This window comes from Mesorhizobium sp. M0408, from assembly GCF_040321495.1.
GTDB lineage: Bacteria > Pseudomonadota > Alphaproteobacteria > Rhizobiales > Rhizobiaceae > Mesorhizobium.
In genome coordinates, this window is sequence record NZ_JAMYRO010000020.1 from 54,668 (window position 1) to 79,849 (window position 25,182).

A 25,182-nucleotide genomic window follows, 5' to 3' on the forward strand; every position below is an offset into this window, starting at 1 on the left:
CGCCCGTGTCGCGGCGCCGTCGATTTGAGCTTGACGTCGGTCATTTACGTTCCTCTAATGCATGGTTCGTAAATTCGTAAAATTGATTGTTTAGATGATGCCCATCCACACGCTGGATAGATCAGGATATGCGGTTTAAGGGGCTGGATCTGAATCTCCTCGTTGTGCTGGACGCTCTGATCAGGGAGCGTAAAGTCACTGCCGCGGCCAACAGTATTAACCTGAGCCAGCCGGCCATGAGCGCCGCCGTCGCTCGGTTACGCGCCTACTTCAGCAATGAGCTATTTACGATGAACGGCCGCGAGCTCATTTTGACACCGCGCGCGGAGGGGCTTGCCCCAGCAGTCCGGGACGCATTGCTGCACATCCAGCTATCGATTATTTCCTCCGACGCCTTTAACCCAGCCCAATCGGATCGTCTCTTCCGAATCATGCTTTCCGATTACCTCACGCTCGTGCTTTTTAAGAGGATCGTAGAGCGTACTGCGCGGGAAGCTCCCGCCGTCCGCTTCGAATGTCTGCCTATTTGCGACGACCCCGAGGAGCTTCTCCGGCGCGGCGACGTTGATTTTCTGATTATGCCGGAAGTGTTCATGTCGAAACATCCTCGCGCAGCCCTGTTCGAAGATATGCTCGTATGCGTAGGCTGCGGCACGAACAAGCAGCTGTCAGAGCCACTTACATTCGAGCGATACTTGTCGATGGGGCATGTCGTGCTCAAATTCAGGCACACCCGGCAGCCCACCATGGAGGAATGGTATTTGCTCGAGCACGGTTTCGAGAGACGTATCGAGGTCGTCGTACAGGGCTTTAGCCTGATCGCGCCCGTCCTATCAGGCACCAACCGCATCGGGACCATGCCCTTACGGCTGGCGCAGCATTTCGCAAAAACAACACCCCTGCGGATTGTCGGACTTCCGCCGCCACTTCCTCATCCCGCATTCACGGAGGCCGTCCAATGGCCTGCGCTTCACAATACTGATCCGGCAAGCCTGTGGATGCGGGAAATGATGTTGCAGGAGGCATCTCGCTTGGCGCCTTTGCTTGAAAGCTATTGAGCGTCTCGGGCACGACCATCCGACCTTGCAGGTTAAACACCGCCCGCAAGAATATGTCATTAATCAGCATGTTAGGCGCGGTCCGGCGCGTGTTACCACTACGTTTTGAGGGTGATCTCAGGCGAGTTGTTCGTCGAGGTTGTGTGGCAGAGCGATGCCAGCTGCCTTCAAGACGTTGCCCACTTTGGCCGTGACGTGGTGGTGACGGCGCGAGCATCCTTTTCGATGGTGGCTTCCTGGAGGCGGTCGCGATCGCGTAGGAGCGGTTGCCATTCGGGCGTCAGGCCTTTGGCTCGGCAGAGCGGCGCAGTTCCTTGCTGAGTACGAGGGCCAGGAACGAGCAGAACACATGCCCGGGTTGGTGCTGAGTTGACTGCCGCCTCCGATTTCGCGTGCGAAGTCCCAGAAGATGTCTAGCCCCACTCAAATGCCAACTTCGCCGGCCTTGCCGCGGCTTTTCACGCGGCCAGGCGAGGAGATGGCGGTCGACGAGGTCGATACCAATGGACTGTGCCGGCCTCGCTCGGCTACTGGCGTGAGGCATCCTTGACGACACCGCCCTGCACCGACAACGTCGAGATGTTGGCAATGAAGCCGGTCGAGGTCGACGCTGCGGATGTAGGCAATTTACCTCGCGCTTGGGCTGAACGCGCGGCCGATCCGTTACCCAATCGGCGCTTCATCCTGGGCCGCGGCTGAGGCCTGTGGGGTGCGGCTACCCCGCGTGGATGGGATAATCAATCAACTTTCTCTCATTCATGAAAGGAAACTCCCCGCTTACGATAGAAGCCATCAGTTTCATATATTTTCCGGCAGATGGATGTCGAACGGCAGAAATGTCTGTCCTGGTGTTTCAGCAGTGCCGGTCTCGATAGCCCGCGTCATCAGCGTTATCAGCTCCTGGGAAAGCCGGCGCATTGGCGTGGCGACCGCCATCGTGATGATGTTATCAGCGAGTGCCGCCCGAGATTCCGGCGTGATTTCATTCACGATCGCGACGAGATCGCGACTTTTACCCTCTTCCCGGACCGCGGAGATGGCGCCCTCCATGCCGCCCCCGGCGACATAGAAGCCGACGAGCTCGGGTTCCCGCTGCATGAGATCAAGCGTTGCCTCGTAGGTGACCTGCCGTTTCTCCAGGTTCACAAGCGGATCGAGCACCTCGAACGTCGGCGCGTTCTCACGGCAATAGGAGCGAAAGCCGACGTCACGGAGCTCGTGCCCCTGGAAACGATGGCTACCGACAAACACCGCCACCTTGCCGGGCCGTTTTGCGACCTTGGACACCATCCAAGCGGCCGTGCGCCCCACCTTGCGGTTGTTGAGGCCGATATAGCCCTGTCGCACGCCGGCGGCGAAGTCGGAAAGCAGCGAGAAAACCGGAATGCCTTTGGCCTTGAGGTCCTCAACCGCTGCTGTAATTTTTGGGTGGTCCGGTGCCACCATCGCGATCGCATGGCAGCGTGCGCCCAAATCCTTGAGCGGTGCGATTAGGTCGCTCGGCATATGTGACGGGGCGAATTGGATGAGCGGAATGCCGTGGAAGGACTGGGCCAAATTGACCGACGCTTCGACCTCGCGCGCAAAGTCTTGGTAAAAATGCTGGGCCGGTTTTCTCAAGATGAAGCCCAGACGGTAGCACGGTAGGTCTCGCCGCAAGCGCTGCTTGATGAGCCCGGCAGCATGATAGCCGATCGCGTGGGCGGCGTCGTGGACCCGCCGCGCGGTCTCCTCGCGCACCGGATGGCGGGCGTTCAGAACCCGATCGACCGTTGCTACGCTGACTCGGGCTTCGCGGGCGAGATCGGCAATTGTGGGGCGCTTGGTCATGGGTCCTATTCTGATTGGTTTTTGACGCAGGCTGGCTCTCTGTCACCTAGCGCGATTCGACAATGGTTTCGGGTGGGCAAAGTGAAGACGCCCGCATACTGAATGATCGACAGCGTATTGGACTACTCCAGACGTAGACCGGCCGGGTATAACGGAAGGTTCATTCGCTTAGGGCGGCGACGATTTGCACTCACACATTTAGCGCTACTGATACATGGTCCGTGAGGCGCCGTTTAGAGCCTGCGAGTCGATCGTTCAGGTCATGTGACCAGCTTGGCGAAACCGGTCGCGGTGCGTCGCCCTTACTCGGCGGAGGATAGCCGGTTTGATGCCTCGGCAAGCTGATGACCGCAGAAGGCGGCTTTCATCTGCGCTCGGTCCAATTCTCCTTCCCAGCGGGCAACGACGAGGGATGCCACTGCGTTGCCGACGCAATTCGTCAGCGCCCGGCATTCGGACATGAAGCGGTCGATGCCGAGTATCAGTGCCATCCCAGCAACGGGAACACTCGGAACTACGGCGAGCGTAGCAGCCAGGGTGATGAAGCCCGCACCTGTTACACCTGCAGCGCCCTTGGAGGAAAGCATCGCAACGAGCAGCAGCAGCACCTGATCGCCGATTGACAGATCCGTGTTCGTCGCCTGCGCGATGAAGAGGGCCGCCAGGGTCATGTAGATATTCGTGCCGTCCAGATTGAACGAATATCCGGCCGGGATGACGAGACCCACAACCGAACGCCTGGCGCCCGCCTTCTCCATCTTCTGCATGAGCGAGGGGAGCGCGGCCTCCGAGGAGGACGTTGCGAGGACAAGCAGCAGCTCTTCCTTGATGTAGCGAATGAGAGAACAGATCGAAAAGCCGTTGTAGCGGCAGACCGCGCCGAGAACCCCGAACACGAAGAGGAAGGCGGTGAAATAGAACGTCGCGACCAGCATCGCGAGGTTGACGACCGAACCGATGCCATATCTGCCGATGGTGAAGGCCATTGCGCCGAAAGCGCCGATCGGCGCGGCTTTCATCAGAATACCGACGAGCTTGAAGACAGGCGCGATGAGCGCCTGAAGGAAGGAAACGACAGGCTTGCCCGTCTCTCCGGCCATCGCGAGCGCCATGCCGAACAGAACCGAGAAGAACAGCACCTGCAGGATGTCGCCTTCCGCGAAGGCGCCGACTATCGTTGGCGGGATGATGTTCATCAGGAAGCCGGTGACCGACTGCTCGTGGGCCTTTGCGGCATAGGTATTCACGGCCTGGACATCGAGCGAGGCCGGATCGATGTTGAGGCCGGCGCCAGGCTGGACGACATTGGCGACGATCAGGCCGACGATCAGCGCGAGCGTCGAGAAGGTGAGGAAATAGACCATTGCCTTGCCGGCGACCCGGCCGACCTTGTGAAGATCGTTCATGCCGGCAATGCCGGTCGCAATTGTCAGGAAGATGACAGGCGCGATGATCATCTTGACCAGCTTGATGAAGGCATCACCCAGCGGCTTCAGGCTCTCGCCGGTCCCCGGATAGAAATAGCCAATTGCGACGCCGAGGGCGATGGCGGCAAGCACCTGCGCGTAAAGCTTGGCATAGAAGGGTTTGCGGGGCGCGGGACTCGCGCCGCGGACTTGTGCAGCTGACACTGTTTCTCTCTCCCTGACCGGATCGAGGTGGCGTGACTTCTCCCGGGCTTCTCCCTATCGCGGCGCTCCGGTCGAACGCTGCACCAACGCCGCCGCAATACCCATGCCAAATGGATCCGCATGACCTGAACTGACGTTGGGCTCGCCAATGATCGGATGCGGTGGCACAAGACGGGAATGACAAGGCCGCCGTCCAGCACGCGCTTGATGTTCTCCGGCAGATTGCCGGTCGATCTCTCTGGCTTGCGGTTTTGCTGCACATCGTGGTGGGCTCCTCGTTTGCCGACTTTGGGAAGGGCCGCATCGCTGGCACCAGGGCGCAGAATTGCCGTGTTCTTTGCCGCGCTCCCGCTGCAGCGAAAGCTTGAAAGCGACGTCGAGACGTAGGGATTGACGCCGCTGGTGCTGACCGCGACGATGCGGTTCAGAAGTTCCGGGCACCGCCGAGAAAGCCGCGCTCGACCGCCAGCTTCGCGCCTTCACACGCGACGCCGCCGCCTTATCTGCGTCATCAATATCGAGGAAATGGCGGTTGCCGCGACCGACCAGTGTCGTCGGCAGTGATTATCGCTCCCGCCCCTGGTTCGCAGGCGCTGGTCAATGGCACGGCCCGGCAATTTATACTCGGCGCGGTCAGCCGCTCGGGCACCGCATCGCCGGCGCCGTATTTCTGTCGTTCAACATCGCCGACAAAAATTAGAACTGATGAATTCTATCATAGGCCGCGAGGTTTCCTTTCACGAATGAAAGAAAGCTCGATTGACTATCCCGCCTCGCTCCAGTCTTTTGAAAATCAACGTGTGGTTGCCCCCGTGCAAGCCGAGAACGTGGCCAAGCTTCGTGGAGGGAGAGCCAAGCGATGCGTCAGGGGTCGACCCGCTTTGCACTCGACCACACGACGGTGGCACGAGTTCACGTCAGAGCATTTTCGCGCTTGCCCGCGACGTCGCGGGCGCACATGCCGCCGGCATGCATTTCATGGCGCGAGATCGAGGATCATATGCACCACAACATTCCCAAATCAGAACAAAATGCCAGCGAGTGCCGCATTTCGCTTCCGGATGCGAAAAGGGCTTACCCAAAGTCCGAGATGAACACCGCGGTCCCTTTTGTGCCATCGCACGAGCACGCGCTTACCGGCATCTTCGAAATATCGAAAGTACTCACCGACCCCGCCCGGCTCGAAGTCACGTTGGCCAAGGTCGTCGATCTCCTGCCCTCGTTTGTGCAGATGCGGCACGGCATCATCGCTCTCTTCGACGCTGAGGGCGTACTGGACATCACCGTAGTCACCGGCTGCGACGAGAACAGCGATGAGCGCTCCCGGATGCGCCTGCCGCGCAAGGCAATCGATCTGATTGTGACGACGGACACGCCGCTCGTCGCCGAGAACATAGCGGTGCATTCGGCCTTTACTGCCGCTGACATAGAGGTGCTTGGGGCCTCCGACACCGTGTCCTTCATCGGCGTTCCCATTCGTGTTGATGGGAACGCCGTAGGCACGCTGACTATCGACCGCGCCTTGGACAGCAGGTCAACGTATCGGCTCGATTATGATGTCCGGCTGCTCACCATGATAGCCAACATGGTGGGACAGACAGTCAAGTTGCACCGCTTCTCCGCGGGCGACCGCGAACGACCGACGGAGGTGGAAGATCGGCTGCAAACGCAATTCTCTGATGTCAAGCACCCTGCACCGCAGCGCAAGAAGGTTCACGTCAAGGGAATGATTGGCGATAGTCCGGCGCTAAGCGCGCTGCTCGAGAAGATCGCAGTGGTAGCTAAGGCAAAGACCACGGTTCTGTTGCGAGGCGAATCCGGTACCGGGAAGGAGCTGGTCGCCAAGGCAATTCACGAGTTGTCGCCGCGCGCCAAGCGGCCCTTCATCAAACTCAATTGTGCAGCGCTGCCAGAGACAGTCCTGGAATCCGAATTGTTCGGTCATGAGAAGGGTGCCTTCACAAGCGCGTTCAATTCCCGCAAGGGCCGCTTTGAGCTCGCCGACAAGGGGACGTTGTTTCTGGATGAGATCGGCGAGATCTCGGCCTCCTTCCAGGCAAAGCTACTGCGCGTGCTGCAGGAGCAGGAGTTTGAGCGCGTCGGCAGCAACCAGACCATCAAGGTCGACGTTCGCGTGATTGCCGCCACGAACAGGAACCTTGAAGAGGCGGTTGCAAGGAATGAGTTCCGCGCCGACCTATATTATCGCATCAACGTGGTTCCCTTGCTGGTGCCGGCGTTACGCCAAAGGCGCAGCGATATTCCGCTCCTCGCAGCTGAGTTTCTCAAGAATTTCAACGATGAGAACGGCCGTACGTTGACCTTCGATCCGCGTGCGATTGAAGTACTGATGAAATGTGAATTTCCCGGCAACATTCGCGAGCTTGAAAATTGCGTGCACCGGACAGCGATCCTGGCGGAGGGACTATCAATCGGGAGAAACGACTTTGCGTGCTCCCACGACCAATGCTTTGCCGAGGCGCTGCGGAAGAGCAGATCGGGCAAGGCCGCGCTGCAACCAGCGCCAATCCTGCCAGAGGCAGTGAATCCGGCCACGCCGCCGGATGCGGCCGCTCGTTCGGCCGCCACCACAGTCCCGCCTGCCGGCGCAACCCACTCATTGGGCGCGAGGACCACCGACGCCGAGCGCGTCATTGCTGCCATGGAAAGTTGTGGCTGGGTGCAGGCAAAGGCGGCGCGCCTGCTTGGACTGACCCCGCGCCAGATTGGCTACGTGCTGAGGAAATACGGCATCGAGATCAAGCGTCTGTGAAAGCATGACTCAGGCGGATTAGCTGAGACCGCTTAGCGGCTTGGCCCGCGCCAGGGATGCAGATCCGCGTCCGCGTCAAGTCGATCCGACCGAGGACAGCCTGGCCGAATTCCCGTGGCAGCCGGCGTTGCGACCATCTTGTGAAAGGCGACGCTGCCATCGTCAATCCGTCCGCCATGTTGCTCTCGTTGCGAGCTCATACGGATGCCCTGTGCGACTGAAACGGAGATAAAATATGTCCGATGCAAAACTGCAAGCTGTGCTTTCGTCTCTTCCGCAAGGGACGCGACAGTTAGATGCTCTGCCGTCCAACGGACCAGCGCCGGACAGAAGTTTTGTCAAGCTGAATACGAATGAGAACCCGTTTCCGTTGCCGCCAATCATAATGCAAAGTGCAGTGGCGGCCCTCAATCGCCAGTATCTGTATCCGGACGACGATAACATCAGCTTGAGGGAAGCAGCGTCCAATACCTATGGCGTATCCACGGATCAGGTCATCGCAGGCAACGGGTCGTCTGAACTGCTCGGACTCATCTACAGAGCTTTCCTCGCCCCTGGCGACAAGGTGGCGATGATATCGCCAGGGTTTTCGTTCAACCGCAAACTTGCCATGTTGCATGGTGCTGAGTTTCTCGAGATCGGATGTCAAACTCATTCGCTGCCAATGGAGCAATTGCTTTCCGGTCCGGCAAAAGACGCCAAGTTCATTCTGGTGGCCAATCCAAACAATCCGACCGGAACATTCCTCTCGATAAGCAATATCGAACGCCTCGTGGCACAATCGGATCGCCTGGTCGTCCTTGATGAGGCCTACGTCGACTTTGCACCCGATCACGGGCTGCGCCTCATCAACCGTTATTCGAACCTTCTGATCTTGAGAACATTTTCGAAGAGCTATGCCGCCGCTGGCATTCGCGTCGGTTTCGGTTTCGGTCACCCTGAGATTATTGGCAGGCTGCGCAACATCCAGAACGTCTTCAACATGAACGTGATCGGGCATGCGGTTGGTATCAGCGTGCTTGCGCATCGCGGCGCCTACGCAGAGAACCACAAGCACATCAGACATGAACGACAGCGAGTGACAGCCGCACTGTCGCAACTTGGATTTTCCGTAACGCCCTCCCACGCAAATTTCTTGCTAGCCCGTGTGCCAGCGGGACAGGACGGCTCATGGTGGCAAGCAGCCTTGGAAAGGCAAAAGATACTCGTTGCCTACTTTCCGGACAATGGTTTGGAACATTGCATCCGCGTCAGCATCGGCACAAAAGAGCAATTGGATGCATTTCTTGCTGCCGCTCGCGATATAGTTGGAAGCTTAAACATACCAAGCACCACGGGCAGGGGAGCGTCAGGCTCTGCTCGTTCGGTACGCTGACGCTAATCCGATATCACACATTGCTATCTTTAGACTTGCTTGGTCACCCAAGCACGACAACATTTTTCTTTAAAATCGGGGACAATCGAGTGACAAACGTCTTTCCTTCAAACCTAGCCTTCGGCATCTTCGATCATCTGGACGAGGACGGCCTCGATATCGCCCGGCAGTACGAAGATCGCCTGATATTAGCAGAGGCGTGCGATCAGCTAGGGTTCTATGCCTATCATCTCGCAGAGCACCACTGTACCCCCCATGGGAGAGGTCCATCGCCGAATCTGTTCTTATCGAGCGTCGCCCAGCGCACCCGGCGCCTGCGTCTCGGACCCTTGGTGATGCTGCTTGCGCTTTATCATCCGCTGCGTGCGTTCGAAGAGATCTGTATGCTGGACCAGTTGAGCGGTGGCAGGCTCGAACTGGGCATAGGGCGCGGTGCTCTCCCGATCGAAATGGGTTACTTCGGGATTGGTGCGGACGCGGTGCCGGGCCGCTATGCGGAAGCCAGCGAAATTCTTGTTGAAATACTTGTTAATGCCATGAAGGTTGGCACGCTGTGCTATCAAGGCCGCCATTTTGAGCTCAATGACGTTCCTTTGACGCTAAGACCTCATCAGCGTCCACATCCGCCGACATGGGTCGCCGCCAATCGACCCGAGTCCGCAGCCTGGGCCGCTGCGAATGGAGCAAATATCGCGTGTGTAGGACCTTCCTCTTCTGTTCGCAAAACTACTGATGCGTTCCGCGCCTATCAAGAGGACAACGCTGGCGCGGGCGATCGAGCGCCATTTATTGGATTGCTCCGCATGGTCGTGGTTGGGCGTTGTGACACACATGCCTATTCGCTCGCGGCACCTGCTTACGAACGATGGCTCAAGAACTTCCAATTCCTTTACGAGCTTAACGCTATCCCCACTCCACCCAACCTGCCGCTGACCTTCCATGCGGCAGTCGAGAGTGAATTGTGCGTGGTAGGATCAGCAGCGTCTGTGCGAGAAGCTCTGCTCAGTCAGTTGGAAGAGGCAGGTGCTAACTACCTTCTTTGTCAACTGGCATTTGGGAATCTGCCGCTAGATGCTTCCCTATACACCGCGACGACCATTCAATCCGAAATCATGGCTCGACTTGGCTGACCATGAAATTCGCGGTCTGATCCGAAGGTAAATCGTTGTACAGCGCTCCCTCACATTGCTCGAGCGTGCACGTGGTGGGGATTGGGAAATCGTGAGGGAGGCCAAACTGACGACGAGCCGGCGGCACAGATTACCAGGTTTGTGCGTTGGCCGGCATCTGGGCACGGTGTGAGACTGCACGATCCTAAGGAGATGATGGCCGAGCGCGTCACGATGCCGGCACGCATCTGCTCGTCGCGCTCGCGCTAGTCGTTGCCCATAGCCCGCCGCAAGAGGTTCTTCTCGACCGGGGCGGCGCCGGTGGCGGCTCCCGCATCCAGCTTCATCAGCGGCTCGGCGGTAGCAAAGCCGTCACTCGCTACGGCGCTGTTGAGGGCGCGCTCGCGAGCGGCTTTGCTACGCCGAGCGACACCACCTGGAGCGAGTTCGCCCGATGTCGCGGCGTGCACCGCGGTCGGATAACGACGCTGGAGCAAATCGTTCGCAGCCGGTCTTCACGATCCGCGCGAGTGCTTTGCATGAATGCTGCCTGCTTCCTCGTCTGCGGCGGCCTGAGTGTCCGCCGGCACGCCCGAAGTCAATGTCAGTACCACAAGGCCGCCAAGACGTCAGGTCTGGGAGCCGGCTTGTACGGTCGTATCGTGTTCTGGAATATCGTCAAAGGAGGCGTAGTTGAGATTGTAGAGTTTGGAATACAGGCCCCCCATGGCTATTAGCTGATCGTGGTTGCCAGTCGCAATAACTTGGCCATTCTGAAGCACGATGATGCGGTCGGCACCCCGGATCGTGGCAAGACGGTGGGCGATGACGAGGCCAGTGCGCCCTTCAAGCAGCTTTATCAGAGCCTTCTGAATCTGCATTTCCGTGTAGCTGTCGATGTTGGCGGTAGCTTCGTCGAGCACGAGGATCTTGCCGTCGGCGACGAGGGCGCGGGCGAAACTGATAAGCTGGCGCTGGCCGAGAGATAAGTTGTCGCCGCGTTCGCCAAGTTGGGTCTCATACCCGTCGGCGAGGCTCATTATGAAGTCGTGGGCGCCGACCGCCTTGGCGGCCTCGATCACCTTGTCGCGCGTGGCTTCCGTCTTGTGGTATCGAATGTTCTCGAAGACCGTCCCGGTGAACAGGAACGGCTCCTGCAGCACCATGGCGACCTGGCGGCCGAGCGATTCCTGGGTGAGATCGCGCACATCATGTCCGCCGACCAGCACTTGGCCCTGCTGAACATCATAGAAGCGGTGGACCAGGGCCATCGCGCTCGATTTGCCAGAACCGCTCGGCCCGACCAGTGCGACCGTCTCGCCGGGATTGACCCGGAAGGAGACATTTTTCAGCACCGAACGGTTCGGATTGTAGCCGAAGGTGACGTCCCTGAACTCGACCGAGCCGTCCATTTCGGGCGAAAGCACCTCGGCATTGGGTTTGTCCTGAACATCGATCTTGACGTCGAGCACATCGGTCAGGCGCTTGCCTGAGGCCATGGCGCGCTGCATGACCGAATATTGCAGGGTGAGTGAGCGGATCGGGTCAAAGAAGCGCTGGATGTAAAATAGGTAGGCAACCAATACGCCCACATCTATGCGGCCATTCATGACCATCGAGCCGCCGACCACAATAACGGCGGCCATGGCGAGGCCGGTGAGGCCATCGACGATAGGCACCATGACCAGTGCATATTTGGCAGCGATCAGGTGGGTCCTGAGGTTGGCATGGGCGTTGTCGTCAAAAAGGATGAAATTCACCTGCTGGCGGTCCATTGACTGGACGGTGCGCACGCCGTGAATGGCTTCGGCCAGCGCGCCGTTGACGACGGAATTAGTCTCGTGTGCGGCCATGAAGGCGTCGCGGGCACGCGGCAGCCAGACAATGCGGACGATCACCAGGACCGGCAGAACCGAGAGCGTCAGGAGGCCGAGGCGGAAGTCGAGCCACAGCATTACGAAAACGATGCCGAAGAGAAGCGCAACATCGCCTACGGAATATACCGAGGTTTCGAGGAATTCCTGTATGGAGTTGACGTCGCCTTGCAGGCGCGACATGAGGCGTCCGACCTCGGTCTTGTCCATGAAGGAGAGCGAAACCTTCTGCAGATGGCCAAACATGGCGCGGCGGATGTCGAACAGGACAGTTTCGGCCACTTTCCCAACCACGGTTTCCTGCATGTAGCCGGCAGCGAAATTGACCAAAATCGCCAAAACGAACGCGCCGACGGCCGCGAGCTGGGCTGAGCGATCGGTCCTTGCCGGGTTCATGCCCTGGTCGAGCGCGTAGCGGATGATCAACGGGATGAGAAGCTGCGTCCCGGTGAAGATCAGCATTGCTGCAATCGTGATGACTACCCTGGCCCGATAGGGACGGACGAAAGCCCAGATGCGCCGGAGGATGCTCTTGTCGAAAGCCCGGCCGAACATCTCCTCCTCGATGCGGTGCGAGCCGACAACCGCGCGCGGAGGGCGTCTACCGTCGTCACGTTCGGCTTCGACTTCGCCGGCGCGGCCCTGCGCCATCAGCGGGCGCCCCCATACTGGGTCATATTGTCATCACCCGGGCGCGTCTGGAGATCGTAAAGGGCCCTGTAGCGTCCCCGCTTCGCCAAAAGCTCTTGATGCGTGCCGCGTTCTACGATTTCGCCGTTATCGACAAAAAGGATCTGATCGGCATGCACAAGCGCACTCAGCCGGTGCGCGATGATGATCGTCACCCGATCCTTGGCGAAGCGCCGCATCGCCGCGCGGATGCGCTGCTCGGTGCCGGCATCGATCGCGGCCGTTGAGTCGTCGAAAACGACGACGGAGGGGCGCAGCATCATGGTGCGAGCAATCGTGAGACGCTGGCGCTGGCCGCCAGAGAGAGAGACGCCGCGTTCGCCCACGACCGTCTCGTAGCCCGCTGGGAGCCCGAGGATGTAGTTGTGGAGCTGGGCGAATTCGCCAGCGCGTTCGATTCGCTGTCTCTTCGCCCAGGGATCGCCATAAGCGATGTTGTTCTCGATCGTAGTGGTGAATAGGAATGCATCCTGCTGTACGACGGCGACCGCCTTGCGAAGCGTCGCGAGGGTGACATTGCGTATGTCCTGGCCGTCCAGCGTGATGGCGCCACCGGTCACGTCATAAAAGCGGGGGACCAGATGAGCTATCGTCGATTTGCCCGAACCCGGCGGACCGACGATCGCGATCGTCTCGCCTCTACGGGCCTCAAAGCTGACGTTCTTCAGAATGGCGCGGTTTTCGGCGCTGGGGTACGCAAACGAGACATTGTGGAAGCGCAGAGTGCCGTCGCTTATCTCGAGCGGTCTGGCCTCGAGAGCATCCCTGATTGTGATCTCCTGGTCGAGGAGACCGAAAAGCCGCGAACCGCAGCTAGAAGCGCGGGCAAAGGCATTGACCATGAGGCCGATCTGGCGGACTGGCATTTGCAGGATTGTCATAAAGGTCAGGAAGGTCGCCACCGTTCCGACGCTTATCTCGCCAGCGACGAGCTTGCTGCCACCGATCCAGAGCACCAATCCCATTGCGAAAAAGAAGGACAAGGTCATCGCCGACGTGCTGGGCACGTAGATGTCAACTCGGTCGTGGGCGAGGTCGAGCGCGTTCTTGGAAGCGCCGTCGAACTTCAGCATCTCATAGGCTTGAGCCGCAAAAGCGCGGACCACGCGGATGCCTGCGAGATTTTCCTCCATCACGCGGCTTAGTACTGAAAGCCGCTCATGCAGGTCGAGCCAGGTGGCGCGCAGCCTAAGCTGTGTGGCCGATGAGCGCCAGGCGACAAAAGGCACGAAGCTCAGCGCGACCAGGCCGAGCATGGGATCGGTCGAGATCATCATGTAGGCGCCGATCCCGATCAGCATGGTGAGCAGGAGCACGCGAACGAGCGCGGTGGAAAAATACATCCGCACGCCTTGGAGATCGAGCATTCCGATGGTGATCAGATCGCCTGAATGGACCCGGTCGTGAAAGGAAAAGCTGAGACGCTGGATCTTGTCGTAGTAGGCGAGCCGCAGTTCGTACGCGACATGATGCCCGACGGCTTCGGCAAAATAGTTCTGCGCCATCGTGAAAAGGCCGCGTAGCGCGCTGACGGCGAGCAGCAGGAGAGCCGGGGTCCAGAGCGCTTGTCCTGCCGCGGTCCCCGCGACACCGCCCCCGATGGCTGTCTGGGTCTGGTCGACAGCCCGGCCGAGAAGCTGGGGAATGAGCAACTGGAGGATTGCCGCCATGATCGTCGAGCCCATAGCGAAGGCGACCTGCCAGGGATGCCGCAAATTCATACGCGTGATGCGCAACAGCGTACTCAAATCCCGGCCCCAGCGCGCCGCTTCCACATGGGTCAACGAATTCAGAGCGTTCGTTGCGCTGCCGATAGCATCACTGCTCACGGGTGTATTCCCGACTGCATTTTGCGCCTTCGAGGCAAGCCGAAGGACCAATCATCAAAGGGGCCCGCCATTGTTAATCCTGTCCACCACCTGCAGCAGTGCGCGTTCCTATAAGCCGAGCCGCGGCTTCACTTACTGGCATGTCGATCACCGTGATTCCGCTTGCCGCAAGGAAACGCGCTTCGTTTCTGGTCAGCGTTTCCGCGTCCATTACCGCGCAATGTGGACCTCGGGAGCGCTTCATGATCTGCCTGGCGTAGGTGCGCAGCATCTGATCGTTGAAGCGGCAGCCAACGAAGAAAAATCCACGGGTGATGCGCCGTTCCTTCACCACGTCTGGGATCGGTGTCTGGATATCGATTTCGGTCAGGACTTCGACATAGTCGGAATCGGCGACGAGAAAGTTTTGCGCCGGCCTAATACTCCCGTGAGGTGTATAGAGAACCGTCTTTGCCCCCGATCGGGGGTCGAGTTCCCTCCCGGACAGATCGTAGGTTTTCGTCCAAATGTCCCGGATTTCGTTCGCCCGCGTTACGCCCTGGATCTCGACGACGTCCGTTCGGCCGGTCTCTACGAGAGCCGTGCGCATCGCGCCGTCGTACCAGCTGTCGACGATGAGGGAGAGCGGCAGCCTTGCGAGCCAGGCGTGGAGGAGGGTCGGCGCCACCGGCGCTGCGAATATGTCGGTCATCCAAGCTTGCAGCGTCCGGCGATGCCGGCGCTGTTCGATGAACTGCGCAACCGACCACATATTGGTGCGGATCCTGGAAGGGGCTGGCGCCCGCGCATTGAGTGCCGCGGCAACGAGCTCCGGCGTATGCGGCACAGGCGGTTCCGCACAGTTGAATTCAAGAAGACCCGGACCGAGATAGGGGATCACCTCATCGGCGGCGAGCGCTTCCTCCGCCAGGTCAAGCAGCTTTTCGGCAAAACTGTCCCGCACGATGACGAGGTGGCCCGATGTCAGGATGGTGTTCATGCTCGTTTCCTCGCGACGCACCTTATCAAGGGGCAGCATCAGTCCTCTTCGGAAACCTTCCTTGCCTCGACGGTGATCGGCAGACGCGTATCCCGTGGAAGATCGGGTAGGAGGAGCCGCCACCCGTTCCTGAGCGTCACAGTTCCGCCCCACAACTCTTCCTTCTCGAGCTTGATGATCGGCTCTTCGAGGTCCTTCTTCGGGACATACGCCGACAAGCCAGCATCGGTCCTGCGGATCATGACTTTCATCTGGCCGTCCCTTCATTGGTATTGCTTTCAGCACTGCAGGGCGCCTCGGCTTTGTCGAGGCTCATCAGTTCACGCGCTCGCATGCCGACGACCGTGCCACGGTCGATCCATTCGACCGCATAGATGAAGAACTGCTGGAGAAAGGTGCCAATGTCGCGCACATATCCCTCGTCGCCCTTCCGCACGAGATTTTCGCCGATCTCCCTGCCAGGATAGGTGCCGTCATTCTTTATGTGGCGAGTGGCACGTACCCGCTCTCCCGGCATGAATCGTGGAGGCCTGCGGATTTCGACCTCCTCTTCGCGTCCGAGCGACATGTCCGTTCCCTGATTTCTCTTGAGGCTGCAGATCGTGAACAAAGGCGTTCCAGGCGTCCTGCGAAGGCATCCCCGACCATGTCGGCAGCCCAATGTCCGTCACGCAGGAACGCAGGTCTTCGGCACCGGGCATACCGAGGCACATTGCTGCGCATCGAAGACCCCCTCGCACTCGGTGCACTTGTGCGGCTCGATCACGTAGCTCTCGCCTTTGAACTTGATCGCGCCGGAGGGACATTCGAATTCGCAGGCGCCGCATTGGGTGCATTGGGATGCGATGATCTTGAAAGCCATTTTAACTCCTGGTCCGAATGGATGAGACGCGCTCAGGCCGTCGCCGCGAGTGCGGGGGTCCCAGACGCGGCCGCGTAAATCGCGCTGATTGCGGTCTCGATATAGTCATGGGCATAAGCGTCGGTGGCTCGGATTCCAGCGTCCGCGAGCTGATCCTGCGGGCAATTTCCGATCTTGGCGCACAGCACGAAATCTATGCCCTCAAGCGCTGCGATGACGCCATCGAGGGCGGCTTCTCCGCCCCAGCCGCCGAGGCAATACTGCTCCACCTTCCGATGCCCGACAAAGCTGATCCCTCTCGGCGAGGCTTGATAAACCTGGAATTCCTTCGCATGGCCGAAATGTTCATTGACGCGGCCGCCGCCCTTGGTTGCCACCGCGAAGAGAAGGGACTTGCCGGGGCTCGCTGCCTTGACCAATCCGATCGCTTCTCTCCTAGCCGCCACGTGATCACGGCGCTCCTCCGCGACCAGCTCCCGATAGGCCTTGCGATTGCTGGCATCGTAGGTGACCTCGCCGGGTATCCGGTCGAGTGTGAATTCCTGGCCACGATCCTCACCGAGCAGGCCGACGGCATCTGCCCGGCACTGCCGGCAGTGGCGCATCAACTGGGCGCCGCCTTCGACACGGTCCTGAAGAGCCTTCATCTCCATTGCGTTTGGGCCGCGTTGCCCGCTCAGTCCGTAGTGCGTGCCGTGCGCCGGGTCCGAAATCAGCGGCATGAGGTTGTGCAGGAACGCGCCTCGCTCCTTGACCCATCTATTCACCTCGATCAGATGCTCATCGTTCACGCCGGGGATCATCACCGAATTGATTTTGGTGAGGATGCCGCGCGCGGTCAGCATCTCCAGGCCCAACATCTGCCGCTCGTGCAGGATCCGGGCGGCTTCGATGCCGACGTAGCGGCGATGGTCGTAAAAGATCCAAGGATAGATCTTTGCACCGACCTCAGGGTCGACCATGTTGATGGTGATCGTCACGTGATCGACATTCATGTCGGCAAGCTCCTCGACATGGTCCGGCAGCGCGAGCCCATTCGTGGAGATGCAAAACTTGATGTCTGGGATTTCCCTGGCGACTCGTTCGAACGTTGCCTTCGTCTTCTTCCAGTCGTAACAGGCATCGCCAGGTCCGGCGATGCCGAGCACGGAGAGCTGCGGCACCTCGTTGGCGACCGCGACCACCTTGCGTAGCGCCTGGTCGGGCGTCAGCTTTTCGGAGACCACCCCAGGCCGGCTTTCGTTGGCGCAGTTATATTTGCGATTGCAGTAGTTGCACTGGATATTGCAGCCGGGCGCGACCGCGACGTGCATGCGCGCGAAATAGTGATGCGCCTCTTCTGAAAAGCAGGGGTGATCCTTGATCTTCTCCCAGATAGCCGGATCCGTGCCGTCCGGCTTTATCGACGAGCCGCAGGACGAAGACGCGCAGCCACCGGCTTTCACGGTGGCAAGCAACTGGTCACCGAATGTCGTGCTGAGGCTCTCAAGCGAAATTGCCGGTGCGGACATCGAACGGCTCCGTTGCTGGGTGAATGTCGCAGTTCAAACCGCAAGAGCTATGCCAGCTCAAAGAGCGGTTTTGGTTCACGAATTGGCTTTCGTGTCGGATTCCGTCGGATTGCTCCGACACACTTTGTCGGGCTTCCGACAGTGGACAAGCAAATCGGGTCGCGAAGGCTACCAGCCTTGGGCACGAAGGGTGTGAGGGAGACTACTCCGGGCTTACGTTTGACGTCATCACGACGTCTAGAATTTCTTCACCTCGATGCCATATCGGCGCAGCGCGTAGCCGATTTGCCGCGGCGTGAGGCCGAGGATACGAGCCGCCCTGGCCTGAACCCAACCGGCCTTGTCCATCGCGTCGATCAGCCGGTCGCGTTCCGTCAGACGCGGGGGACAAGCGGGATCGTTTGGATCGCCGGCCGCAAGGGGAGATACGTTGCCTGCGGAGGCACCGATGCGACTGGCCGGCAGCCGCAATCCGACCGGCACTGCGTTGACCCGTGCGAGATCGTCGATGGTATTGCCGCCATTCGAGCGGTCGGCTCGCTTCCAGAGGAGCCAGGAAAGGCACTGGCTCTTCTTACAGGCGAAATCGGATGGCGTGATCGTCCTTGAACGCGCAAGTGTGGCCGTCCTTTGGACGCAGTTCTCCAGCTCGCGGACGTTACCAGGGAAGTAGCATTGCGAGATCAGGTCAAGCGCCGACGGCGCGAAGGCGAGTGCGCGATCGTTCTCCTTGTTGAATCGATTGAGGAAGGCGTTCGCAAGGCGTGGAATATCGCCGGGTCGCTTTCTGAGCGGAGGCAGGATAATGGGCACCACATTGATGCGGTAATAAAGGTCGGCCCTGAACTCCCCTTTTATGACGGCCGTCTCGAGGTCCTTGTTGGTGGCGCATATGAGGCGCACGTCGACCTGTAGCGTTTTGGTGCCGCCGACTCGCTCCAACTCGCCTTCCTGCAAGACACGCAACAGCTTGGCTTGAAAGGCCGGCGAAATCTCGCCGATTTCATCAAGTAGCAGCGTTCCCTCATTTGCCAATTCAAAACGACCGGCGCGCTGGGAGATAGCACCCGTGAAAGCGCCCTTTTCATGCCCAAACAGTTCTGACTCCAGAACGCTTTCAGACAGTGCGGCGCAGTTCAATTTGACGAAAGACTTCTTCCTCCGACGTGAGAGCTTATGGATGGCTTGCGCAAAGAATTCCTTGCCGGTGCCGCTTTCACCCCGCAGTAGCACAGTGGAATTGGTCCCTGCTACGACCGAGACGGTTTCGAGCACCTGCTTGAGTGCGGGGCTTTCCCCGATGATCCCGTCGATTTTGACATCCGCATGCCGGGCAGGGTCGTAGGTCCTCCCCTCGTTGGGCGATTTCTCCGGTCTCCATTGCTCATGGACAGACCGCTGACGATCTGTACTCAGGATGCGATGGAGACGGATCGTCCGGCCGACAAGGTTGGCGACCATCGTCAGGAAGTATGTGTCCTCGTCGTCGCGAAAGTCGGTGGCGCCGTCTCCGGCGCGGTCGATCGACAATGTCCCAAGGATTTTATGATCAGCCTTTAGCGGGATACCGATAAAGGCAATTGGGATGGTGCCGCTGGTCGAAGATGTTTGAAGGTCAGCCTGAAATAGTTGGGACCTGCGGACGTCCGGTATGAAGAGCGGCGTCCCCGTAGCGACGATTTGATCTGTTATGGCCTGTGGTATGACGCGGCGAGTGCCTGATTGAGGTGCGTGGGTATTGCCGGCAGTTGCGGCAATCTCCGGCTCTCCTTCAGCGTCCAGGACGACGATTGCTCCGTGACGCATCTGCAGAAACGAAGGCAGGATGTTCACGACATTGGCGAGCGTAATCTCCAGCTCGCTGGGGGCGGTCAGCACCTTCGATATCTCGTAGAGTCCCCTGAGCGCGATATCTGCTTGGGGCATGCTTTTGATGGGCGGTTCAGGGCGGGTATCCCAAGGTGCTACCTCGTCGACCCGATCTTGCGGTACGTGAGCCATGGAAACACCTCAAGGGTTGTCGTCCAGAGTGCTCCTCCTTTTGTGTCTGAGTCTGAATTCTGAAAGCACAGTATTCACGAGCTTCTCTTCGTTGCGATTCAAGCAAGATAGACTTGGCGTTGGTCGCGACCTCAGGTGCACCAAGACTAACCCTCTTGATACGTGCGTGCGTCGGTCATCGGAACTGTCAGGAATTCTGTGCGCGAGGCCGGTTTCGTCATTGGCTGACGAACCTTTCGCCGAAGACGACGGCGAACTGGGTCTTGGCCTCCAACCATTCGCGCGGCGGTCGTTTCCATTCCTCGGCCGCGTGGTTCAGCACCAAATATAGCAGCTTCATGGCCGCATCGTCACTGGGGAAGTGTCCCCGGGTGCGGACGGCGCGGCGCAGCTTGGAGTTCAGCGCCTCTATGGCGTTCGTGGTGTAGATGATCCGCCGCACGCTTTCGGGATAGGCAAAGAATGGGACGACGTGCTGCCAATTGCGCCGCCAGCTTTGGGTGATCGCCGGATACCGCTGCCCCCAGTAGCTGGCTTCGAAGTCCTCAAGAGCCTTCATGCCGGCTTCGGCGTCCTTGGCCCGGTAGATCGCGCGCAGCGCCGGCACGACGGACTTGCGGTCCTTCCAGGACACGAACTCCAGGGAATGACGGATCAGGTGCACGATGCAGGTCTGGACGACAGTCTGGGGAAAGACGGCGTTGATCGCCTCGGGGAAGCCCTTGAGGCCGTCGACGACGGCGATCAGGACGTCGGCGACGCCACGGCTCTTCAACTCGTTCATGACGCGCAGCCAGAACTTGGCGCCCTCGGTCTGCTCGATCCAGATGCCGAGAATCTCCTTCGTGCCGTCCGGCAGGATGCCGAGCGCGATGTAGACGGCCTTGTTCCTGACGAAGCCCTCGTCCCTGATCTTGACCCGTATGGCATCGAAGAAGACGAGCGGATATACCGCGTCCAGCGGCCGGTTCTGCCACTCGGCCACTTCCTCCAGGACCGCATCGGTAACCGCCGAGATCAGGTCCGGCGACACGTCGATGCCGTAGAGCTCCTCCAGATGGCCGCGGATCTCGCGCACTGTCATGCCGCGCGCGTACATGGAGATGATCTTGTCATCGAAATCGGGAAAACGGCGCTGGTATTTGGCGATCAGCTTCGGATCGAAGGTCCCGGCCCGGTCGCGCGGGATCGACAGCGTCATCTTCGACGTGCCCGTCAGCACCGACTTCCGCGAATGGCCGTTGCGGCGATTGACGCTGCCGTCGGTGCGTTCGTCCTCAAGGTGCTCGTCGAGTTCAGCGTTCAGAATCCGTTCCGAAAGCGCCTTCTTCAGGTCGTCGAGCAATCCGTCCTTGGCAAACACCTCATTCGGATCGCGGCCGGCAAGCAGTTGGTCCAGAAGTTCCTTCTCAATAGCCATGCGATGATTCTCTCCTTTCCATCATCATGGCCTCGCGCACAGAATTCCCGACAGTCCCTCGGTCATCCGAATTTGAAGAGGACTCCGAAACCGCCGCGTGGATAGTTCCACTCGATCTCGCCACTGGTCTCACACAAAATCCGGCAGGTGCCGCACTCCATGCAGCCGTCGGCAGTGATCTCCACTTGACCTTTGTCGTTCAACTCATAACATTTCGCCGGGCAGACGTGGGTCAGCGCGAGCAAGTTCGCGCTTGGCCTCTCGTGCGGTCGCACTTTGATATGCGGACGGCCGGAATCCACCAAGTAGCGGTTCTGGTAAAGCTTGTCCTCGACACGTGACTTCGTCACTGCGATCGTCATTTCGTCTCCCCTCAGCGCCACGCCAATGCAAGGCGGACCGCGTCGCTGACCAGCCCCCAGCGCGAGCGCGCCTTGATGAAGGCCGCCGTGGTCGCCTTTTCCTTCTCGATCTTCGGCGTGCCGTCGACACGCATGAAATTCTGCGCGGCTTGCGACATCAACCGCGGATAAGTCGTGAAGTAATTGCAGGAATTGGTGTGAAGCAAGGCCGGCATGTCTTTGTATTTCCTTAGGTCCTTGACCACGAAGGACTTGTCCAGCATGGCTTTGTAAAGGGCGAGATTCCGGTTGGTCATAGGACCGTTGCGGCTCTTGACCTCGATGATTGCCTCAGCCGCGATGCGGCCGGAGGTCATGGCGAGGTTCGAACCCTCGCGGTGAATGGCGTTGTTCAGTTGCGCGGCATCGCCGACCACGACCCAACCGTCGCCAAAGAGCTGCGGAATAGCCTTGTAGCCTCCTTCGGGAATGAGATGCGCGGAATATTCTTTCACTTCCGAGCCGGCGATCAGCGGCCGGATCGAAGGATGGCTTTTTAAGGCGTCGAGGAGGACGTAAGGGCTCTCGGCCATCGCGGCGAAATCGGAGACGAGGCAGCCAATGCCCAGTGAGATCGACTCCTTGTTGGTGTAGAGGAAGCCGAGCCCGGCCATGCTGCGGGAGGTCGTGCCCACCGCCTCGATCACGCAGCCTTCATCGCCTTTGAGGCCGAACCGCTGCTCAATGACCTCTTCGGGCAGGAAATGCATTTCCTTGACGGCGAGCGCCACGGTTTGCGGCTTCGGCATCTCGCGCAGGCCGGCCCGAGTGCCAAGCAGTCCGCAGACACCTTCTGCGAGGACGACCACGTCCGCGTAGATGGCTCCGCCGGCCCGGTCTGTGCGGACGCCGATCACCCTGTCCTTGGCGTCACGGATGAGTTCCGTCACCGTCGTCTCGCACAGAACCGTCGCGCCCGCCTCGCGCACCTTACGCGAAAACCATTTATCGAACTGGGCACGGATGATCGTGTAGCGGTTGGGCTTCGCCTCATTGAAGTCGTCCGACCGATAGTGAATCCCGGTGTGGGACGTGTCGTCCATCACCCAAAGCCGCTGTTCAACCAAATGCCGCTCGAGAGGCGCATCGTCCCGGAAATCCGGGATGATCTTCTCCAGCATGTTCGCGTACATGATGGCACCCTGGACATTCTTGGACCCCGGATATTCACCCCGCTCCAACTGCAGCACCTTCAGGCCGTGGCTGGCCATGGTGTAAGCAGCTGCGTTTCCGGACATGCCGGCCCCAATAACAATGGCGTCGAATTGTTCCTCAATCATGTCCATCCCTTAGCTCGCAAGCTTGTCGCGACTGTGGGGCGACAGCCGCCGGGTGAAGGCTTCCGTCAGTGCGGGCAGGAAGCGGATCGCGTCGGTGACGATCCCGAGGTGAGCGAAATCGAAAATCGGCGCGTTCGGGTCGGTGTTGATGGCCACGATGAGATCCGCCCCCTCCACGCCAACCCGATGCTGGACGGCGCCGGAAATCCCGGCCGCTATGTAAAGCTTCGGCCGGATGGTCTTGCCAGTTTGGCCGATCTGCCGATCAGCTGGCATCCAGCTCTTCTGGACCAACGGGCGCGAACAGCCGTGCTCGGCGCCGATTGCTCGCGCGAGATTCTTCACAAGCTGCAGGTTCTCCGCCGCGCCTAGACCGAGGCCTCCCGCAACCACGACGTCGGCATAGGCAAGATTTGCCTTTGCCGACTGACTATCCGGCAGGAAGCCGAGGATTTTGGTAACGATCTCGTCCTCGACTACCGAGAGCTTGTGCCGGATGACACGCCCGACCGGTTTGTCCGCCCGCTGCGGCATGGGCATGACCCTCGGTCGCACTGTCGCCATCTGGGGGCGGAAATTGAGCGTATAGATCGTGCACAACAAGGAACCGCCGAAAGTCGGACGGGTGGCGGCGAGCGATCCGTCGGTATCCACATCAAGTTCGGTGCAGTCGGCCGTGAGCCCTGTCTGCAAGGTCGTCGCCACGGAGCCGGCAAGATCCCTGCCGAGTGTGGTGGCGCCGAGAAGAAGGATCTCGGGTTTGTGGGCATCGACCAGATCCGTCATCGCCTTGGTGAATGGCTCGTTCCGATAGTCGGCGAGCAGCGGCGCCTCGACGATGTATACAAGGTCGGCGCCATAAGCGAACGCTTCGGCAACGGCATTCCCGATGGCCTCTCCCGGCGGTCCAAGCACGACGCCCGCAAGCTGGACCTGAAGCTTGTCTGCTAACTTGCGGCCTTCGCCGAGCAGTTCGAATGATACGGGATGGACCTGGCCGCGTTCGAGCTCGATGAAAACCCAAACGTGCCGGTAGTCTTTGAAATGCGCGGGCAGCTCCTTCTTTATGCCGGCACGGCCGGCGGCAGGGCGAGGGGTTTCTCGGTTCGCGGTCGACATCGTCTGCTCCTTGCCCTCTCACGCGCCGCCGTTGAAGGCGAGCTCATGTTCCAATGCCGGCTGGCGGGTGAAAATTGCCGTGATGAGTTCGTCAGCGACATCGCGCAAGGCCATCTCGGCGGTGTCGATTTTTGCCGCCTTTTCCGCCCGCGCAGGAGGGGCGAAAACGCGCTTGACGACCGTCGGTGAACCGCGCAGGCCGCATTTGGTGAGATCCTCAATGCCGGCGTCGGCGGCACTCCATTTCAAGACCTGGCTGCGCGCGGCGCACAGGGCGTCCTGGATCGAGCCCCGGCGGATCTCGTTTGTGCCTTCCAGCATGGTGATCAGGCAAGGGAGCTTGCTCTTCAGCATCTGTGTGCCGCCTTCGGAGCGGCGCTCGACCTTGATCTCGCGTGCAGCAAGGTCAATAGAGGCGATCTTCGCGACATAGGTCAGTTGCAGGAGATCGAGGCGCTTGGCGATGCCGGGTCCGACCTGGGCGGTGTCGCCATCGATCGTCTGCTTGCCGGTGAAGACGAGGTCTGGCGTGCCGAACGTCTCGCCAACCTTCGCGATTGCCTGGGAAAGGGCGAACGAGGTCGCCAGCGTGTCGGAGCCGGCAAAATAGCGGTCGGTCAAGAGCACCGCTCGGTCGGCGCCGTAACCGAGCGCCTTGCGCAGCGCGTCCTCTGCCATGGGCGGACCCATAGTGAGCACGGTGACTTCGCCACCATGGGCGTCGCGCAGTCTGAGGGCTTCTTCGAGGGCGAACAGGTCGTAAGGGTTGATGATAGTCGGAACACCCTGGCGCATGATCGTGTTCGTCACCGGATGGACCCTTATCTGTGCCGAGTCCGGCACCTGCTTGATGCAGATTACGATGTGCATTGGCGGTTTCTCTAGGCTCCTGTCCGGATGCGGGCTTGGCGGTTATCTCTTTGGTGCGCATCATTCGTGCCAACTGTTTTGCGCTGCCCCCTATTCCTAGAACTTCGCTTGGTTGCTTCTGAGGCCGCCGTGGTGATGACCGGATTTGTCGGCTTCTCGACATTGTCGCGTCGCAACCCGTGTCGCGGTCATTCCTGTCCGAACCGCTTCAGTACGGAGTCGAACGGGACAAAGGTGCGGCCCGGCGTGGCAGGTTTGTTCGGATCGTGGTCTTTGAGCACCTTGAAGACCCGATGGGTGAGCGGCGAGGAAACCGCGAAGTCCTCGTAAGCGCGTTCGAGCGTCGCGCGCACCCGCGCGGCAATCACCTGGTCGGGCAGACCGGAGAAATCTTCTTCGGCAAGGTATTGGCCCACGCGCTTCATGATATGGAGCCGCGAGACATTCAGCACCTTCGGATCATAGGAGACGCCAAGGACTGCGAAGAACTCCTCCGCAGCCGACAGGCGCTTCAGTCGTGCGAGGATGTCGGTGACATCGATGGGGCGGCTGTCAGCGGAACAATTCATT

The 25,182-nt window shown here is 59.7% G+C and carries 21 protein-coding genes and 1 pseudogene; 4 read left to right on the top strand and 18 right to left on the bottom strand.

The window, feature by feature from the left end:
• Positions 1–128: 128 nt before the first annotated feature.
• Complete coding sequence (locus tag NKI67_RS22955; RefSeq protein WP_352457033.1) at positions 129–1,058, top strand: LysR family transcriptional regulator; 930 nt, start codon at positions 129–131, stop codon at positions 1,056–1,058.
• Positions 1,059–1,175: 117 nt separating this feature from the next.
• On the opposite strand, the pseudogene NKI67_RS33895 reads toward NKI67_RS22955, so the two are convergent.
• The 3 genes and pseudogenes from NKI67_RS33895 to NKI67_RS22965 form a co-directional block, all read right to left on the bottom strand.
• Positions 1,176–1,416 (bottom strand): annotated as a pseudogene (locus NKI67_RS33895) (IS1634 family transposase); the annotation flags it as partial.
• A gap of 440 nt (positions 1,417–1,856) precedes the next feature.
• Positions 1,857–2,888, bottom strand: coding sequence for a LacI family DNA-binding transcriptional regulator (locus NKI67_RS22960; RefSeq protein ID WP_023678260.1), 1,032 nt, complete (start codon positions 2,886–2,888; stop codon positions 1,857–1,859).
• Between the two features lie 302 nt (positions 2,889–3,190).
• Positions 3,191–4,519, bottom strand: coding sequence for a dicarboxylate/amino acid:cation symporter (locus tag NKI67_RS22965; protein WP_023678259.1), 1,329 nt, complete (start codon positions 4,517–4,519; stop codon positions 3,191–3,193).
• Positions 4,520–5,519: 1,000 nt separating this feature from the next.
• Between NKI67_RS22965 and nifA (NKI67_RS22970) the strand changes: the two genes are divergently transcribed.
• From nifA (NKI67_RS22970) to NKI67_RS22980, 3 genes are all read left to right on the top strand, one after another.
• A complete protein-coding gene (gene nifA, locus NKI67_RS22970) occupies positions 5,520–7,292 on the top strand; it encodes a nif-specific transcriptional activator NifA (protein WP_502909357.1) in 1,773 nt (590 codons plus the stop codon).
• Between the two features lie 235 nt (positions 7,293–7,527).
• On the top strand, positions 7,528–8,667 hold the full coding sequence (hisC, locus tag NKI67_RS22975; protein WP_352542067.1) for a histidinol-phosphate transaminase: 1,140 nt from the start codon (positions 7,528–7,530) through the stop codon (positions 8,665–8,667).
• Between the two features lie 89 nt (positions 8,668–8,756).
• Positions 8,757–9,797, top strand: coding sequence for an LLM class flavin-dependent oxidoreductase (locus NKI67_RS22980; protein WP_352646915.1), 1,041 nt, complete (start codon positions 8,757–8,759; stop codon positions 9,795–9,797).
• A gap of 245 nt (positions 9,798–10,042) precedes the next feature.
• Here NKI67_RS22980 and NKI67_RS22985 read toward each other — a convergent pair whose 3' ends face one another.
• The 15 genes from NKI67_RS22985 to nifW all read right to left on the bottom strand — a co-directional run bounded on the left by NKI67_RS22985 (position 10,043) and on the right by nifW (position 25,181).
• A complete protein-coding gene (locus NKI67_RS22985) occupies positions 10,043–10,273 on the bottom strand; it encodes a hypothetical protein (protein ID WP_352646917.1) in 231 nt (76 codons plus the stop codon).
• A gap of 132 nt (positions 10,274–10,405) precedes the next feature.
• Positions 10,406–12,301: an ABC transporter ATP-binding protein gene (locus NKI67_RS22990; RefSeq protein ID WP_352646918.1), complete on the bottom strand. Its 1,896-nt coding sequence runs from the start codon at positions 12,299–12,301 to the stop codon at positions 10,406–10,408.
• A complete protein-coding gene (locus tag NKI67_RS22995; protein WP_352646920.1) occupies positions 12,301–14,169 on the bottom strand; it encodes an ABC transporter ATP-binding protein in 1,869 nt (622 codons plus the stop codon). The genes NKI67_RS22990 and NKI67_RS22995 overlap by 1 nt, the downstream gene beginning before the upstream one ends.
• Before the next feature lie 73 nt (positions 14,170–14,242).
• Positions 14,243–15,148 carry an SIR2 family NAD-dependent protein deacylase gene (locus NKI67_RS23000; RefSeq protein WP_352646922.1) on the bottom strand — a complete coding sequence of 302 codons (906 nt, stop codon included), beginning with the start codon at positions 15,146–15,148 and terminating at the stop codon, positions 14,243–14,245.
• A 38-nt stretch (positions 15,149–15,186) separates the two neighbouring features.
• Positions 15,187–15,399, bottom strand: a complete 213-nt coding sequence (nifT, locus tag NKI67_RS23005; protein WP_023678250.1) for a putative nitrogen fixation protein NifT — start codon at positions 15,397–15,399, stop codon at positions 15,187–15,189.
• Entirely contained in the window at positions 15,396–15,716 is a 321-nt protein-coding gene (locus tag NKI67_RS23010; RefSeq protein ID WP_031256099.1) for a nitrogen fixation protein NifZ, read from the bottom strand. Before NKI67_RS23010 ends, nifT begins: the two co-directional genes overlap by 4 nt.
• A gap of 99 nt (positions 15,717–15,815) precedes the next feature.
• Positions 15,816–16,010 (bottom strand): 4Fe-4S dicluster domain-containing protein, encoded by a 195-nt coding sequence (locus tag NKI67_RS23015; RefSeq protein WP_352457023.1) that lies wholly within the window; start codon positions 16,008–16,010, stop codon positions 15,816–15,818.
• Between the two features lie 32 nt (positions 16,011–16,042).
• A complete protein-coding gene (gene nifB / locus NKI67_RS23020; RefSeq protein ID WP_352646924.1) occupies positions 16,043–17,521 on the bottom strand; it encodes a nitrogenase cofactor biosynthesis protein NifB in 1,479 nt (492 codons plus the stop codon).
• A 237-nt stretch (positions 17,522–17,758) separates the two neighbouring features.
• Positions 17,759–19,522, bottom strand: coding sequence for a nif-specific transcriptional activator NifA (gene nifA / locus NKI67_RS23025; RefSeq protein WP_352646926.1), 1,764 nt, complete (start codon positions 19,520–19,522; stop codon positions 17,759–17,761).
• A gap of 217 nt (positions 19,523–19,739) precedes the next feature.
• Complete coding sequence (locus NKI67_RS23030) at positions 19,740–20,942, bottom strand: IS256 family transposase (RefSeq protein WP_352646928.1); 1,203 nt, start codon at positions 20,940–20,942, stop codon at positions 19,740–19,742.
• Positions 20,943–21,004: 62 nt separating this feature from the next.
• Positions 21,005–21,304: a ferredoxin family protein gene (locus NKI67_RS23035; protein ID WP_023678245.1), complete on the bottom strand. Its 300-nt coding sequence runs from the start codon at positions 21,302–21,304 to the stop codon at positions 21,005–21,007.
• A gap of 11 nt (positions 21,305–21,315) precedes the next feature.
• Complete coding sequence (locus NKI67_RS23040) at positions 21,316–22,623, bottom strand: FAD-binding protein (RefSeq protein ID WP_352646989.1); 1,308 nt, start codon at positions 22,621–22,623, stop codon at positions 21,316–21,318.
• A gap of 9 nt (positions 22,624–22,632) precedes the next feature.
• On the bottom strand, positions 22,633–23,742 hold the full coding sequence (locus NKI67_RS23045; protein ID WP_352646930.1) for an electron transfer flavoprotein subunit alpha/FixB family protein: 1,110 nt from the start codon (positions 23,740–23,742) through the stop codon (positions 22,633–22,635).
• A gap of 18 nt (positions 23,743–23,760) precedes the next feature.
• Positions 23,761–24,612: an electron transfer flavoprotein subunit beta/FixA family protein gene (locus NKI67_RS23050; RefSeq protein WP_352646932.1), complete on the bottom strand. Its 852-nt coding sequence runs from the start codon at positions 24,610–24,612 to the stop codon at positions 23,761–23,763.
• Positions 24,613–24,800: 188 nt separating this feature from the next.
• Positions 24,801–25,181 (bottom strand): nitrogenase stabilizing/protective protein NifW, encoded by a 381-nt coding sequence (gene nifW / locus NKI67_RS23055; protein ID WP_352503026.1) that lies wholly within the window; start codon positions 25,179–25,181, stop codon positions 24,801–24,803.
• Position 25,182: the final 1 nt, after the last annotated feature.